The sequence below is a fragment of the Chryseobacterium rhizosphaerae genome, from assembly GCF_003385455.1.
Classification (GTDB): Bacteria; Bacteroidota; Bacteroidia; order Flavobacteriales; family Weeksellaceae; genus Chryseobacterium; species Chryseobacterium rhizosphaerae.
Genome location: NZ_QNUF01000006.1, coordinates 1 through 15,889, shown reverse-complemented (window position 1 = coordinate 15,889; position 15,889 = coordinate 1). Strand labels below are relative to the sequence as shown.

Below are 15,889 nucleotides of genomic sequence, written 5' to 3'. Positions count from 1 at the left end.
TCAAAATGAAATATTACTTTGGCTCTAAAATGCTAATTGGAATAATACATTCTTCAAGTGAGATTCCTCCATGCTGGTAGGTCTCTTTATAGTAATTTACAAAATGGTTGTAATTTTTAGGATAAGCAAGGAATATATTGTTTTTGGCAAAAATATACTTTGAACTCAGGTTTCCTTTTGGTAAGAAAAGCTTTTCGGGGTTAGTAATTGCCCATACATCACTGCTGTCATACGTTAAGCTCTTTCCTGTTTTATAACGGATATTAGTTGAGGTCTCTCTGTCGCCAACAACCTTGCTTGGCTTTTTTACATATACTGTTCCGTGATCGGTGGTAATAACCAATTTATATCCGCTTTCTGCTGCTGCCTTAATGATCTTAAGGAGTGAAGAGTTTTCAAACCAGTTGAAAGTAAGAGAACGGAAAGTTTTATCGTCACGGATAAGCTGATCTACAATATGATTGTCTGTTTTGGCATGCGAAAGGATATCAATAAAGTTATAAACAATAACTAGCAGGTCATTGTTTTTATGCTGGTTGAAATCATCATAGATTTTTCTTTCAAAATCTGCATTCAATACTTTAAGATATTTCATAGACTTAGAACCAAGTCCGATTCTTTTCATCTGGTCTTCAAGGAAATCACGCTCAAACTCATTCTTATTACCTTCCTCATTGTCATTGAACCACTTGTCCGGGAAACGTTTTTCAATTTCTGACGGCATCAGACCCGCAAAAAAAGAATTTCTTGCATACTGTGTGGCGGTTGGTAGAATACTGTAATAGTAATCTTCGGAAATTTTATTGTAGTATTTTGTAAATAACGGTTCTACAACTTTCCACTGGTCGTAACGAAGATTGTCAACCATCAGAAGAAGTACTTTCTCTTTTTCTACTTCCGGTTTTACCTTTTCCTTGAAAAGAGTATGGCTCATCAGAGGTTTATCCGAGTCAACAAGCCAGTCTTCATAATTTTTTTCGATAAATTTTGCAAACTGAATATTAGCCTCTTCTTTTTGCGACTGCAAAAGATCAGCAAATTCATTATCCGCTACTTTATCAAATTTAATCTCCCAGCTAAGGATCTTTTTATAGTACTCTGCCCATTCCTGATACGTTCTCAAATAAGAAAGTTCCATAGAAAGGTTTCTGAACTCTTGTTGGTACTGCAGAATTGTTTTCTGTTCCACCAGATTATCCTCCTGAAGATTCTTCTTCAATGAAAGCAAAATCTGGTTAGGATTTACAGGCTTTAAAATGTAATCGGCAATTTGAGACCCGATAGCCTCTTCCATGATGTGTTCTTCTTCACTTTTAGTCACCATAACAATTTTCAGGGAATTATCTTTTTCCTTGATCATGGGAATGGCTTCCAATCCTGAAATACCGGGCATATTTTCATCAATTAATGTTAATGCAAATTTCTCTGAATCCATAAGCTCCAATGCCTCGTTCACATTATTAACGGGGGTTACCTGGTAGCCCTTTTTTTCTAAAAATACGATATGAGGTTTAAGTAAATCTATTTCATCATCTATCCATAATATCTTTTCTGACATAATTTATTTTTTACATGATTATTCTATCAAAATGTTGACCAAATCCGTTTAAAATCTCACAAAATGAGCAGATTAAAAGTTAAATATTAGTTAAATGAAAACAATGGCCAAACTTCTCTGTTTTCATTTCATTTATTCTTTGGTTTCTATATAACGTAAAGCCCTTTGCAATACCTCATCAATTCCATTTTTTATGCCCTCTACACTAGGTTTTACTATAATATCGGGAATGATACCGATTCTTTGGGTCTCTCTGCCATCGGGATAATATGCTCCAAGCCCTGTAAAGCAGGTGTCGAGGTCCGCAATCTTAAATCTGATAATATCTCCGTTAGCTCCTGAAGTATTGCTCCCGATTACTTTAGCATTAGGATGCTGCTTAAACATCATGGTCGTTGTTTCTGCCTGGCTTTGGGTATTTTCGTCTACCAAGACAACGACATTCCCTTTGTAATACTTTTTGTTTTTTCTTCCGATACTGTTTTTTTTACTGTAAAACTTACCGGGATAATTGGTTTCAGGAAAGTTAAATTGATAATAAACAGCCGATTTTGGAAGTAAAATACGGCTTAAAGGGATAATGGTCTGCTTAGGATAATTTCTAAGATCAAAAATAATAGATGTGGCAGATTCTAAGTTTCTGTACATCTCATCCAAATCTTCTCTTTCAATAACCCCCATATTAACGTAGCCGATACTTTTTTTATTATCTATGAATGTCCACTTTTGGGGAACGGCAGTCGTTTCATAAGTGAGATCTTTTACAAAATATGTTTTTGCTGTGATAGGTAAATTTTGCCCATCTCTTTCAACTTTTACAGAGATTGAATCTCTGTTAGTAAAAAGGAGGAGTTTTTTTACTTTTCTTATTTTTCCCCAGGAATTGGACGCGGGAATAAATTTTCCAAGATCATTAACCATCTGGGGAATGGTTTTACCATTAATATCATAAATCACATCTCCTATACGTAAAGGTATTTCTTCATTGAATCGGGTGGTATTTACTTTGGTAATTACCAGTTTTCCTTCTGCATATGAATATTCTACGGGTATTTTTCTATTCCCGAACTGATGAAGGCTGATCAGCGTTGAAAACAGAAATGCATGGGAGTCATCTGTTTTGGTTACCAATTCAGCTAAGGCCAGGTGATAATTTTCATCATTATTTATATGAAGAAATGTTGGAATCATTTCTGACAAAACATCACCCCAGTTTTGATCTGTTTCATATTTATAAGGGAAAAAATACTCCACGTAATTCCAATATCTGAAAAGTTCCAATAATGCGATTTCTTTGGAAGTAAATTTTGAACCATAAGAATTTTCATTTCTGAAATATATTTTCCTTCCCCCTTTTCCTAAATAATGGTTGTCTCCTGTATTCCGGTTATTTTCTATATAATGAAGGGTCTGGGCTGTTTGTTCAGTAAATATATTGGGATTGTCAATCCATTTCAGGTCAAAATTATTCAGAAAATAAACCTTGTCATCCTCTTTTAGACATGATTTACATTCATCTACTTTTCCAAGACTTTCGATCCATTCAGAATATAAGAGGTTGAGCTCTGTTTTGTCATGAATCTTTTCAAGGTCATTGATCTTATGAAGAAGTTGCTGATCCCAATCCAATTTCCCTTTTGCCACATTGGGATGATAATATTTTAAAAACCCCCAAACTCTGCAGAGTGATTCCAGTTTTTGGTTTTCTGATAAAACCTGTGCGGAAAAGTGTAAACTTAAAAATACAAAAAGGAAAAGTGAGAGCTTTCTCATTAAAGGCTATTGTGTTTTCATTCAAAGATAAATCTTTAATATTACAGTTACAAAAGATTTTTTAAAAATAAAATGGCCTTTAAAAATCTTAAAATTTTCCGGCATGAAGTTGAAAGCTGTTCGTAAAATAGGGAGGTACCCATATATATGTAAGATCTTTAATAGTAAATTAATCAGACCTAAAATTTAAAATCCCTAACTTTGTTTACTAATATTGACGTTTCAATGCAGAATAAGCTTAAAATCATCAACGATCCCGTTCACGGATTTATCAAAATACCCCACGAAATTTTATTTGATATCATTGAACATCCTTATTTTCAAAGATTGAGGAGGATTGGACAAACGGGTCTGCTGAACCTGATTTTTCCGGGAGCAACCCATACCAGGTTTCATCATGCTTTGGGAGCAATGCACCTGATGTTTACAGCATTGGAAACCTTAAAACAGAAAGGCATTAAAATTTCTGAAGAAGAAGAAAAGGGAGCTATGCTGGCCATTTTGATGCATGATATTGGTCATGGTCCATTTTCTCATGCATTGGAAAGTATGCTGATGGACGACTGGCACCATGAAAACCTTTCATTGCTGCTGATGAACGAGCTTAATGACGAGTTTGACGGACAGCTTTCAATGGCTATTGAAATGTTTCAGGGAAAATATCATAGAAAATTTTTTAATCAGCTGATTTCCTCTCAGCTGGATGTTGACCGTCTGGACTATCTGAAAAGAGATAGCTTTTTTACGGGAGTATCAGAGGGGAATATTAATACCCAGAGGATTATTTCTATGATGAATGTTTGTGAAGAAGGAGAATTGGTGATAGATGCCAAAGGAATTTATTCTATTGAAAACTTTCTGACAGCCAGAATGTTTATGTACTGGCAGGTATATTATCATAAAACCTCAGCCTTAGCCGAATTTCTTTTGGTGAAAATTTTGGAACGGGCAAAATATCTGATTTCTCAGGGGATTGAACTTCCGGCAACGGATAATCTGACATACTTTTTATACCGTGAAAAAAGCTCAGCTTCAGATGAAGATATAGAAAGATTTACACAGCTTGATGATAATGATGTGATTCAGGCGATGAAAGAATGGCAGAATTCTGATGATTTTGTGTTGTCATATTGGTGTAAATGTGTGATTCAGAGAAACCTTCCCAAAACAATCATTTCATCACAGTCTTTTGATCAGGAAATTATTAAAGAAAAAATAAAAAATACCAATGAATTTTTCGGAATCGATAACGGAAAAGAATTGGTACATGAAATCAAGAGAAAACTTGTTCCTTATAACAGAGAAAAGCAACCCATTTTTCTATTACAGAAAAATGGAAAAAAAACAAGGCTTCACGAGTCAGAAGATCAGCTTTTATCGGGGTTAATGGTCAATAAGACCACAAGACATATCCTCATGTTTCCCCGAGATATTTCCAGCTTAGATTCTTAAAGGAATATTAAAATTTAAGATCTGAAACCAAAAAATGTTTGCAAATTCTAGAATTTCTTATCTTTGCAGAATATGGAATTTACAGCTTCGCAAATTGCAAGTTTTATTGACGGTAAAATAATAGGTGATGAAACTGCGCTTATTACAGGGGTTTCTCCAATTGAAAATGGAGAATCAGGACATCTTTCTTTTATAGCACAAGATCGGTTTTCTCATTTTTTGGATACCTCCAAATGCTCCGTTATCATTGTTTCTGAGAAACTTATAGTCAAAGATAGTTACAATCCAACCTTAATTGTTGTAAAAGATGCCTATCTTTCATTTCAGGTTCTGATGAATTTATATCAGGAAATGAGAGGAAGAAAAGAAGGCGTGGAGGATGGTTCATCCATTCATGATACAGCTGTAATAGGAGATAAAGCCTATATCGGTGCATTTACTTATGTGTCGGAGAAAGCTAAAATCGGAGATGGCTCACAGATTTATCCACATGTATATATTGGAAAAGGCGTAAAAATTGGTAAAAACTGTAAAATAGACAGTGGTGCCAGAATTTATGACTATTGCATTATTGGAGATAACTGTGTGATTCATTCTAATACAGTAGTAGGAGGTGACGGTTTTGGTTTTCAACCAACCGCTGAAGGATTCAAAAAGATTCCTCAGCTGGGAAATGTTATCATTGAAGATGATGTTGAAATCGGTTCAAACTGTAGTATTGACAGGGCAACAATAGGCTCTACCATTATTGGTAAAGGAACAAAAATTGATAATCTGATTCAGATTGCTCACAATGTGAAAATAGGACAGAATAATGTAATTGCCGCACAAGCCGGTATTGCGGGTTCTACTACAATTGGTGACTGGAATCAAATTGGAGGTCAGGTAGGAATTGTAGGACACATCAAAATCGGAAACCAGGTGAAAATTCAAGCTCAGAGTGGCGTGAATTCTAGTGTTAATGATAAAGAAACATTATATGGTTCACCGGCAATCAGCTATAATGACTATCTGAGAAATTATGTTCATTTCAGAAATTTCACTGAAATAGTAAGCAGAATAAATAATCTTGAGAATAACTCAAAAGATCATACTAATGAGTGATATGCAAAAAACACTTCAGCAAGAGGTTACTCTTTCTGGAATTGGTCTTCACACTGGTAAAGAAGTAAAACTTACCATTAAACCTGCCAAAGAAAACACAGGTTTTGTATTTGTAAGAACAGACTTAGAGGGACATCCTCAGGTAGAAGCAGATGTAAATTATGTTATAGCAACAGAAAGAGGAACTACATTAGAAAAATTAGGGGTAAAAATTACTACGTGCGAACATCTTTTAGCAGCCTTAGTAGGTTGTGATATCGATAATGCAATGTTAGAAATGGATGCTTCTGAACCTCCTATCTTAGATGGGTCTTCAAAATATTTTGTTGAAGCAATCGAAAGTGTTGGAGTAGTGGAACAAAACATTGCCAGAGAATATCTGGTAGTAAAAGAAGTTCTTACCTATAGCGATCCGGCTACCGGTTCGGAAATTACAATTATTCCTTCAGATACATACGAAGTAACAACAATGGTAGATTTTGGGACTAAAGTTTTAGGAACTCAAAATGCTACGCTAAAAAATATTTCTGAGTTTAAAGACGAAATATCTTCAGCGAGAACATTCAGTTTCTTACATGAGCTGGAGATGCTTTTAGACCACGGGTTGATCAAAGGAGGAGATATTTCTAATGCTATTGTATACGTAGATAAAGATCTTACACCGGAAACTACAGAAAAATTAAAGAAAGCCTTTGGAAAAGATAATGTTTCTATCAGACCAAACGGTATTCTGGACAATCTGAACTTAAACTATCCAAATGAAGCGGCTAGACACAAATTACTGGATGTAATTGGTGATTTAGCTTTAGCTGGAGTAAAAATAAAAGGTAAGGTTATAGCTAACAAACCTGGCCATTTTGTAAATACACAATTTGCAAAAAAACTAAACCGTCAGTGGAAATTGCAGAAAAAGAAAAACGTTCCGGACTTTGATCTTACAAAAGAGCCGGTATTTGATATCAACGGAATTATGAAGCTTATGCCTCACAGACCTCCGTTCTTATTAATTGATAAAGTTCTTGAACTTTCAGACTCTCACGTAGTAGGATTGAAAAATGTAACCATGAATGAACCTTTCTTCGTGGGCCATTTTCCTAAAGAACCTGTAATGCCGGGAGTACTTCAGGTGGAAGCTTTAGCACAGACAGGAGGTATTCTTGTACTGGCAAGTGTTCCGGATCCTGAAAACTATTCTACATACTTTATTAAAATTGATAAAGTAAAGTTCAAAAGAAAAGTAGTTCCTGGAGATACTATTATTTTCAAAATTGAACTGATAGAACCTATCAGAAGAGGTATTGTTCACATGCAGGGGTATGGATATGTGGGAGATACAGTGGCAGTAGAAGCAGAGCTTATGGCTCAAGTTGCAAAAAATAAAGTTGATTAAATGATTCATCAATTAGCAGCCGTAGATAAACGTGCGAAAATCAGCAAAAATGTAATTGTAGAACCTTTTACTACAATTGCGGGGGACGTAGAAATTGGAGAAGGAACATGGATTGGTCCTAACGTTACCATCATGGAAGGTGCAAGAATTGGAAAAGATTGTAAAATCTTTCCCGGAACTGTAATTTCTGCAATCCCTCAGGACTTGAAGTTCGATGGGGAAGATACACAAACAATTATTGGAGATAATACAACGTTAAGAGAATGTGTGACTATAAACAGAGGAACTAAAGCTCTTGGATTTACAAAGGTAGGCAGCAATTGCCTTATCATGGCTACTTCCCACGTTGCTCATGACTGTATTATTGGAGATAATGTGATTATTGCCAATGGATGCGGTATTGCAGGACATGTTGAAATTGGAGATTTTACTGTAATGGGAGGTCTTTCAGCAGTTCAGCAGTTCGGTAAGATCGGAAAACATACCATGATTTCAGGGGGATCACTGATCAGAAAAGATATTCCTCCGTACGTAAAAGTAGCCAGAGACCCTATCTCTTATGCAGGGATTAATTCAGTAGGTCTAAGAAGAAGAGGGTTTTCTAATGAGAAGATCTTCGAAATTCAAAAAATTTACAGAGCTATTTTCCAAATGAAGATGAATGTTTCTCAGGCACTGGCATATATTGAAAAAGAAATGCTTCCTACTGCTGAAAGAGATGAAATCCTACAGTTTATCCAAAACTCACCAAGAGGTATTGTAAAAGGGTACGGAACCAGCAAAGAGAGCAATTAACAAATAAAGCTAAAAAGTAAATTTGTAATTTGCCGGACAGCCCAATAAAAACTAAATAAAAAGAATAATATAATTAATGGCAACAAGTAACGATATCAGAAAAGGACTTTGCATCGAATTTAGCAATGATATTTTCAAAGTAATTGAATTTTTGCACGTAAAGCCAGGAAAAGGTCCTGCTTTCGTGAGAACAAAACTGAAGTCAGTAACCAATGGAAAAGTACTTGATAATACTTTTTCTGCAGGACACAAAATTGATGAAGTAAAGGTAATCACAAGAAAGTTCCAGTATCTGTACGATGATGAGAACGGATTCCACTTCATGAATAATGATGACTTCTCTCAATTATATATCAACAAAGAAATGATCGAGAACTCTCAGTTTATGAAAGCTGGTGAAGAAGTAACGATCATTCTGAAAGAGGCTGATGAAACTCCACTTTCTGCTGAGCTTCCACAATCCGTTTATCTGGACGTTATTGAAGCAGATCCGGGTGTAAAAGGAAACACTGCAACAAATGCCCTTAAAAACGCGATCGTTGAAACAGGAGCAAGAGTAATGGTTCCTTTATTTATTGAGCCGGGAGACAGAATTAAAGTAAGCACTGAAGACGGTAGCTACTTAGAAAGAGTAAAATAATATATACAATTTACATAAATTCGGTTTGCACTAGCATTCCGAATTTTGTTTTATAAGAAAATCTATTGTTATGAGATTCCATTCTCCACAAAAGCTTAGAACAATTGCAGATCTGATAGGAGCAAAATTTGTTGGTCCTGAAGATTTTGAAGTATTGGGTTCCAATGAGATTCATATGGTGAAACCGGGTGAGATCGTTTTTGTGAACCATCCAAAATATTATGACAAAGCATTGCAGTCTGCTGCTACCATTATCTTGATCGACAAAGAAGTAGAATGTCCTGAAGGAAAAGCTCTTTTAGTTTCTGATGATCCTTTCAGAGATTTTAATGCAATCAATACTCATTTTACAAGAATATACAATTTCACAGAAGAACTTCATGATGTAGAAATAGGTGAGGGTACAAGAATTCACCCTTCAGCAGTCATTGGAAATAATGTGAAAATTGGTAAAAATACACTGATTTTCCCTAATGTTGTCATTGGCGACAGAACGGAAATAGGAGATCATGTAATCATTCAGTCCAATACAGTGTTGGGAGGTGATGCATTTTATTACAGAAAATTAAATGGAAATTTTGACCGTTTAATTTCAGTAGGAAATGTGGTGATCGAAAATAATGTGGAGATTGGAAATGGCTGTACCATTGATAGAGGTGTTACAGATTCTACCATCATTGGAGAAGGCTCAGTCTTGGATAATCAGATTCAGATAGGGCATGATACCATTATCGGAAAAAAATGTCTGATCGCTTCCCAGGTGGGTATTGCCGGATGTTGTGTTATTGGAGATGAAGTAACATTATGGGGACAGGTGGGTATCGCCTCAGGCAATAAAATTGAGAGCGGATCTGTACTTTTAGGAAAAACCGGAGTGAACAGAGACCTGGAAAAAGGAACCTATATCGGGATGTTTGCCGAAGACTTCAAAACATATCTGAAAAAAGAAGTAAAACTAAGACGACTTTGATGAAGAGATTATTTGGATTACTTGTTTTTATTTATACCATAGGTTTTGCGCAGAAATCAGAAATTGATTCTAAAATTACTTTTAATAATGATCAAGTTTTGAATGCTAAAATTCCGTTTATAACCAATCTTTTTGATGGAAATCAAATCGATGAAATAACACTTGCAGATAAGACTATAAAGATTTTGGAAGATGGAAAGAAAGTTAAGTATCCCGCTTCTGAAATTAAAAAAATTGAGTTCACTGATCTCAAAAATAAACCAAGAATTTTTGTGTATTTCCCGGCAGAATCTTCAAAAACACTCATAGAAGAGCTGTACAATGGGAATAAAATAAAATGGTTTAGAAGTTATCAGCGCCATGGTTATGATGGATCTACCTTAAGTACAGATATTTTGTATAAGGGAAATGTAAGACAGGTATTGAGCATCCTTACGAATAATAGAAAAAGATTAAAGGTTCTGATGGCTGATAAACCAGAATTGGAACCGCTTATTGAGAACATTAATTATAACAGACTTAAGGAGGAAGATTTGATTAATGTGCTGAAAAAATATGATGAATAAAATCAGATTTAAAAATTTTTTTAACGACAAATAATCGTTATTTTTGTCTGACGTATAAACTGAAAATTAATAAATTAAAACAACAATAAAATGTCAATTTTAGTAAACAAAGATTCTAAAGTAATTGTACAAGGATTTACAGGGAACGAAGGTACTTTCCATGCTAGCCAGATGATTGAATACGGAACCAACGTAGTAGGTGGGGTTACTCCAGGAAAAGGAGGTAGCGAGCACTTAGGGAAACCGGTATTCAATACAGTAGCTGACGCTGTTGAAAAAGCAGGAGCAAACGTAAGTATTATTTTCGTACCACCAGCATTTGCAGCAGATGCTATTATGGAAGCTGCTGAAGCAGGTATTAAGGTTATTGTATGTATTACTGAAGGTATTCCTGTAGCTGATATGGTAAAAGTAAAATCTTACATTGCTGACAGAGACTGCAGATTAATCGGACCAAACTGCCCTGGAATCATTACTTCTGAAGAAGCTAAAATTGGTATTATGCCAGGTTTCGTTTTCAAAAAAGGTAAGGTAGGTATCGTTTCAAAATCAGGTACTCTTACTTATGAAGCTGCTGACCAAGTGGTAAGAGCTGGATACGGAATTTCTACAGCTATCGGTATCGGTGGTGACCCAATCATTGGAACAACTACAAGAGAAGCACTAGAATTATTCATCAATGATCCTGAAACTGAAGCTGTCGTAATGATCGGTGAAATCGGTGGTGGATTAGAAGCTGAAGCTGCAAGATGGTACAAAGCAAGCGGATCTACTAAGCCGGTTGTAGGATTTATCGCTGGACAGACTGCTCCAAAAGGTAGAACAATGGGACACGCTGGTGCAATTGTAGGTGGTGCAGAAGATACAGCTCAGGCAAAAATGGAAATCATGAGAGAAAATGGTATCAACGTTGTTGACTCTCCTGCTGACATCGGTGCAACTGTTGCAAAAATCTTAGGATAATCTTAAACCAAACATATGAAAAAACTTTTATTAGCCTCAGCGCTTACCCTCTCCGCTTTGTCTTTTGCTCAAGTTCAATGGAAAAATACCAGATTTGGTGTTACTGCAGGATTAAATTATTCCAGAGTAGCCAATGCCCATAACCCTTCTGGCCCTAGATACACTTTTCAAGGTGGAGCTTTGGCTTTGATACCGGTTGGAAAGGCAAACCAATTCTATATACAGCCGGAAGTTCTGTACTATGGTGCAGGAGAAACAGGTAAAGATAAGGATGCAAAAGGAAAAGATGGTTATGATGCTGTATATGGCAACAACTATCTAAGTGTACCTCTTTATTTTAAAGGGTATTTTTCAGAATCTGCATCAGAATTCTTTGGAATGATAGGACCAAGATTTAACTTTTTGCTTAACCAGAATGTTAAAAATGTTCCTGCAGACAGACCTTATTACGATCCGGATGTTATTGACCCGGCAAGACCAACAGTCAACGGAAAAGCAAAAAGCTTTAACTGGGGATTAGGACTAGGAGTAGGTTATAGCTTCAAGAGACAGCTGGAGGTAGCCGTTAAATATGATTTAGGTCTTTCAGATACTTATCCTGGTCTTGCAAAAGAAAAAGGAGGTACTGACAAGAAAAAATCTGAACAGGTTTTAGCACTTACCTTAAGCTACATATTCAAATAAAAGTTATTCATCATAACATAAAAAAATCCCGGAATTTATTTCCGGGATTTTTGTTTTATAAATATAAGATAGTCTCTATCCTTTGATCCATTTCCAAAGCTCTTTTAAAGTCGCTTTATTGCCATACATCAATATACCTACACGGTAAATTTTTCCTGCCAGGAATATCATGAAAATGGTTGTTCCCAGCAATAATGCAATAGATAATGCAATCTGCCATGCAGGAACTCCAAATGGTATTCTTGCAATCATTGCCACAGGTGAAGTAAACGGAATAATAGATAACCAGAAGCCTAGCGGACCATCAGGGTTATTCATTAATGAAAAACTTCCGTACATCCCCAGCATCAAGGGTAAAACAGCAAATAAAGTAAACTGCTGGGTTTCGGTTTCATTATCAACGGCAGAGCCAATTGCAGCATAAATTGAACTGTAGAAAATATAGCCTAAAAGGAAGAAAACAATAAATACAAAAATGATCAATGGGAAGTTCATTTCCAGTAAGCTATGAGAAATCTGAGTAGCAAGCTGGGCAATGTCCAGTTTATTCATCACCTGTTCATTTCCGCCGGGCATATTTTTCTGGAGTGATGAAAAACCGGTATTTAAAACCAAAGCACCAATCACAGACATGGTAATCCAGATGATAAATTGAGTTAAGGCAACCAATGTCACTCCTAAAATTTTCCCCATCATCAGCTCAAAAGGTTTTACGGAAGAAATGATAATTTCTACGACACGGTTGTTTTTTTCCTCCAGAACGCTTCGCATAACCCTTACCCCATAAATGATAATAAACATAAATGTTACATACATCAGAATCATACTAAGCCCTGTTTTCACGCCGAAAGCAAGATCAGAATCCTCTTTATTGTCATTAGATACATTAATGGTTTTCAGAGTGAAGCTTTTGTCAAGATCATCTAGCTGAACTTCCTGAATGCCTAATTGCTTGATCTTTTCCTTTTTAATAACATTGGAAATATCAGATACGATCTTCTGTTTCGTATCAAGACCTATTTTACTGTTCACTATTAATCGGCTGCCGCTTTCCAGCTCATCATAATTCTGATTCTTAAGCTCCGGTAAAATCAAAATACCATCCAGAGACTCATTGTCTTTTAAATTATTAACTTTTGCCTTTTCGTCTGCTGCAGAAATAAATTGATAATCCAGTTTATCATTAGACTTGAACTGGTCTCTAAACAATCCGCTTTTATCTACTACCTCGATGACACTGTGAGACTCATTAGCTTTAAACATCAGCCCGATTACTGCTCCAAAAGCAATAATAAGGATAGGAGCCAATAAGGTCAATATGATAAAAGACTTTTTCTTAACCTGAGTAAGAAACTCTCTCTTTGTAATTAAAAAAATATTATTCATAAAATTAAGAATGGTTACTTACTGCATTAATAAACACTTCATTCATACTAGGAATTCTTTCGTCGAATGATCTTACCTGGCCTACGTTGACAAGGTCAAGAAGAATATTATTTTGACCGGTTTCATTCTTCAGATCGAATGAGACAAGATTGTTCTCGTTAGAAAGATTGAAAATCTCATATCTGTTTTTGAAGTTTTCAAATTGGTCATTGCTAACTTCGGAAAGCGTAACACCAAAAATATTTTTCTTAAACTTTTCTCTTACATCAAAAACCTTTCCGTCAATAATCTTCTTGGAATTGTTGATCAATGCTACATAATCACACATTTCCTCTACACTTTCCATTCTGTGGGTAGAAAGAATAATGGTGGTTCCATTATTTTTGAGATCAATGATCTGATCTTTGATCAAGTTCGCATTCACAGGGTCAAAACCGGAGAAAGGCTCATCGAGAATCAAAAGGTGGGGCCTGTGTAAAACAGTGACTACAAACTGAATCTTTTGGGCCATCCCTTTGGAGAGTTCAGAAAGCTTTTTTTTCCACCACTGGTCAATATTGAGTTTTTCAAACCACTTTTTTGCTTCCTGTAAAGCGTCATTTTTGCTCATTCCCTTCAGTTCGGCAAAATAAAGAATCTGATCACCCACGCTCATATTTTTATATAAGCCTCTTTCTTCGGGCATATACCCAATATCCCTGATATGGTTGGGGTTCAGTTTTTCTCCATTGATGAAGATGTCTCCTGAATCTGCCTGGGTAATTTGGTTGATGATACGGATAAAAGATGTTTTTCCAGCTCCGTTGGGGCCTAGAAGCCCATAAATGCTGCCTTGTGGAACGTGGATGCTAAAATCATCCAGTGCGACCTTTTTTCCTGCATTATAGGTCTTTTTAATATGTTCAGCTTTTAACATTAAATTGTTCTTTTACAATTAGTATAAAAAAGTGCTGAAAGTTACGGAAATATTAAACAGAATTGATGTAAAAGAAAAAATCCTGATGATTATCAGGATTCTAATTTATTGTTTTACGATTTGAGTAACTTTTTGCGTGTTGTCACTTAAGATATAACGGATCAGATATTTTCCGGGTTTCAATTTTTCAATATTGATTTCTCCGGAATTCATATTGACAGTATAGCTGGCAACCTGCATACCCAAAATAGAATAAAAAGTCACACTTTTGATTCTTAAAGAAGAATCCTTTGCCTTTATGATAAGGTAATCCTTTGCAGGATTTGGATAGGCAATCATTACTCCATCATCAGCTTTTTGTGAGATGGAACTCGGCTCTTTAAGCTGAGCTTGTAAATTGTTGGAAAATCCAACAAAAGTGCCTACAAATAAAATTAAAAGTAAAAGTTTTTTCATCAAATTTATATTTTCTCGAATATATATAACAAATGTAACAAATTCTACAATCTTGTACAATAGTTTTTTATTGAACTTGTAGTAAATTTGTAGAAACTTATTCAAAAAGTATTCCAAAATGATACATTCAAGAAATAGAAGACTTAGAGTTAATGAATCTATCAGAAGTTTGGTAAGAGAAAATGTGCTTACAACTGATGATTTTGTAATGCCAATCTTCGTAATGGAGGGCGAAAACAAGCAGGAGGCGATCCCGTCGATGCCGGGGATATTTAGGCGGAGTATAGATCTGACCGTAAAAGAATGTAAGGAATTATTTTCTTTGGGAGTAAAAGCTGTCAATCTGTACATGAAAGTGTCAGAAAATCTGAAAGACAATACCGGAAAAGAAGCATGGAATAAAGACGGATTGATGCAGAATACCATTAAGGCGATTAAAGATGCCGTTCCGGGAATGGTGGTTATGCCTGATGTAGCGTTAGATCCTTATTCAATCTATGGTCATGACGGAATCATTGAAAACGGAAAGGTTTTAAATGATGCTACCAATGATGCATTAGCCAGAATGTCTGTGTCTCATGCTGAAGCAGGGGCAGACTTAGTGGCACCAAGTGATATGATGGATGGCAGAGTATTGGTCATTCGTGAAGCATTGGAAGAAAGTGGATTTACAGATGTAGGAATTGTAAGCTATGCTGCAAAATATGCAAGCTCTTTCTATGGACCTTTCAGAAGTGCCTTAGACAGCGCACCGAAAGATGATATGGAAATTCCGAAAGACAAAAAAACATATCAGATGGATTTTCATAATTCCCGTGAAGCGTTGAATGAAGTCTATAAAGATATTGATGAAGGAGCTGATGTTATCATGATCAAACCGGGACTTCCTTATCTTGATATTGTTTCTAAAGTACGTGAAGCTATAGATCTGCCGATAGCAGTTTATAACGTAAGTGGAGAATATGCTATGGTAAAAGCAGCCGTTCAAAATGGCTGGCTGGATAATGATAAAACTATTATTGAAAGTCTTACCTGTTTTAAAAGAGCCGGAGCAGATATGATCTTTACTTATTTTGCGAAGGAAGCAGCAATGATTCTGAATAAATAAGAAAAAGATACTATAAAAAAACACCTCAGATAGAGTGCACCCAAAAGTTTAGACAAAATTAAATAATCTTTTGATAATAAAGAGTTCGATATTCTATCGGACTCTTTCCTTTTAAATTAAGTCTTATC

15 protein-coding genes are annotated in these 15,889 nt (G+C 35.6%); 10 read left to right on the top strand and 5 right to left on the bottom strand.

What is annotated here, in order from left to right; all coding sequences use genetic code 11:
- Positions 1 to 13 precede the first annotated feature (13 nt).
- The gene (porX, locus tag DRF57_RS06780; RefSeq protein WP_047488402.1) at positions 14 to 1,558 is read right to left on the bottom strand and encodes a T9SS response regulator signal transducer PorX; all 1,545 of its coding nucleotides are present in this window, start codon (positions 1,556 to 1,558) and stop codon (positions 14 to 16) included.
- Between the two features lie 132 nt (positions 1,559 to 1,690).
- Complete coding sequence (locus tag DRF57_RS06775; protein WP_115917581.1) at positions 1,691 to 3,331, bottom strand: S41 family peptidase; 1,641 nt, start codon at positions 3,329 to 3,331, stop codon at positions 1,691 to 1,693.
- A gap of 225 nt (positions 3,332 to 3,556) precedes the next feature.
- Here DRF57_RS06775 and DRF57_RS06770 point away from each other — a divergent pair, with 225 nt between their 5' ends.
- The 9 genes from DRF57_RS06770 to DRF57_RS06730 all read left to right on the top strand — a co-directional run bounded on the left by DRF57_RS06770 (position 3,557) and on the right by DRF57_RS06730 (position 11,895).
- Complete coding sequence (locus DRF57_RS06770; RefSeq protein ID WP_115917579.1) at positions 3,557 to 4,783, top strand: HD domain-containing protein; 1,227 nt, start codon at positions 3,557 to 3,559, stop codon at positions 4,781 to 4,783.
- A gap of 72 nt (positions 4,784 to 4,855) precedes the next feature.
- On the top strand, positions 4,856 to 5,887 hold the full coding sequence (lpxD, locus tag DRF57_RS06765) for a UDP-3-O-(3-hydroxymyristoyl)glucosamine N-acyltransferase (protein WP_047488413.1): 1,032 nt from the start codon (positions 4,856 to 4,858) through the stop codon (positions 5,885 to 5,887).
- The gene (locus DRF57_RS06760; protein WP_047488416.1) at positions 5,880 to 7,277 is read left to right on the top strand and encodes a bifunctional UDP-3-O-[3-hydroxymyristoyl] N-acetylglucosamine deacetylase/3-hydroxyacyl-ACP dehydratase; all 1,398 of its coding nucleotides are present in this window, start codon (positions 5,880 to 5,882) and stop codon (positions 7,275 to 7,277) included. Before lpxD ends, DRF57_RS06760 begins: the two co-directional genes overlap by 8 nt.
- Complete coding sequence (gene lpxA / locus DRF57_RS06755; protein ID WP_047488419.1) at positions 7,278 to 8,072, top strand: acyl-ACP--UDP-N-acetylglucosamine O-acyltransferase; 795 nt, start codon at positions 7,278 to 7,280, stop codon at positions 8,070 to 8,072.
- A gap of 76 nt (positions 8,073 to 8,148) precedes the next feature.
- Positions 8,149 to 8,712 carry an elongation factor P gene (efp, locus tag DRF57_RS06750; protein WP_047488422.1) on the top strand — a complete coding sequence of 188 codons (564 nt, stop codon included), beginning with the start codon at positions 8,149 to 8,151 and terminating at the stop codon, positions 8,710 to 8,712.
- 70 nt (positions 8,713 to 8,782) lie between these two features.
- Positions 8,783 to 9,682, top strand: a complete 900-nt coding sequence (locus DRF57_RS06745) for a UDP-3-O-(3-hydroxymyristoyl)glucosamine N-acyltransferase (RefSeq protein ID WP_115917577.1) — start codon at positions 8,783 to 8,785, stop codon at positions 9,680 to 9,682.
- On the top strand, positions 9,682 to 10,248 hold the full coding sequence (locus tag DRF57_RS06740) for a hypothetical protein (RefSeq protein ID WP_047488429.1): 567 nt from the start codon (positions 9,682 to 9,684) through the stop codon (positions 10,246 to 10,248). The genes DRF57_RS06745 and DRF57_RS06740 overlap by 1 nt, the downstream gene beginning before the upstream one ends.
- 90 nt (positions 10,249 to 10,338) lie before the next feature.
- Entirely contained in the window at positions 10,339 to 11,211 is an 873-nt protein-coding gene (sucD, locus tag DRF57_RS06735; protein ID WP_047488432.1) for a succinate--CoA ligase subunit alpha, read from the top strand.
- 15 nt (positions 11,212 to 11,226) lie between these two features.
- A complete protein-coding gene (locus DRF57_RS06730) occupies positions 11,227 to 11,895 on the top strand; it encodes a porin family protein (protein ID WP_047488436.1) in 669 nt (222 codons plus the stop codon).
- A gap of 75 nt (positions 11,896 to 11,970) precedes the next feature.
- Here the strand turns inward: DRF57_RS06730 and DRF57_RS06725 are convergent, their stop codons facing one another.
- The 3 genes from DRF57_RS06725 to DRF57_RS06715 all read right to left on the bottom strand — a co-directional run bounded on the left by DRF57_RS06725 (position 11,971) and on the right by DRF57_RS06715 (position 14,653).
- On the bottom strand, positions 11,971 to 13,281 hold the full coding sequence (locus DRF57_RS06725) for an ABC transporter permease (protein ID WP_115917576.1): 1,311 nt from the start codon (positions 13,279 to 13,281) through the stop codon (positions 11,971 to 11,973).
- Positions 13,282 to 13,285: 4 nt separating this feature from the next.
- Entirely contained in the window at positions 13,286 to 14,197 is a 912-nt protein-coding gene (locus DRF57_RS06720; RefSeq protein WP_047488441.1) for an ABC transporter ATP-binding protein, read from the bottom strand.
- 105 nt (positions 14,198 to 14,302) lie between these two features.
- Positions 14,303 to 14,653, bottom strand: coding sequence for a T9SS type A sorting domain-containing protein (locus DRF57_RS06715; protein ID WP_047488443.1), 351 nt, complete (start codon positions 14,651 to 14,653; stop codon positions 14,303 to 14,305).
- Between the two features lie 118 nt (positions 14,654 to 14,771).
- Here DRF57_RS06715 and hemB point away from each other — a divergent pair, with 118 nt between their 5' ends.
- Positions 14,772 to 15,761: a porphobilinogen synthase gene (gene hemB, locus DRF57_RS06710; RefSeq protein WP_047488446.1), complete on the top strand. Its 990-nt coding sequence runs from the start codon at positions 14,772 to 14,774 to the stop codon at positions 15,759 to 15,761.
- Positions 15,762 to 15,889: the final 128 nt, after the last annotated feature.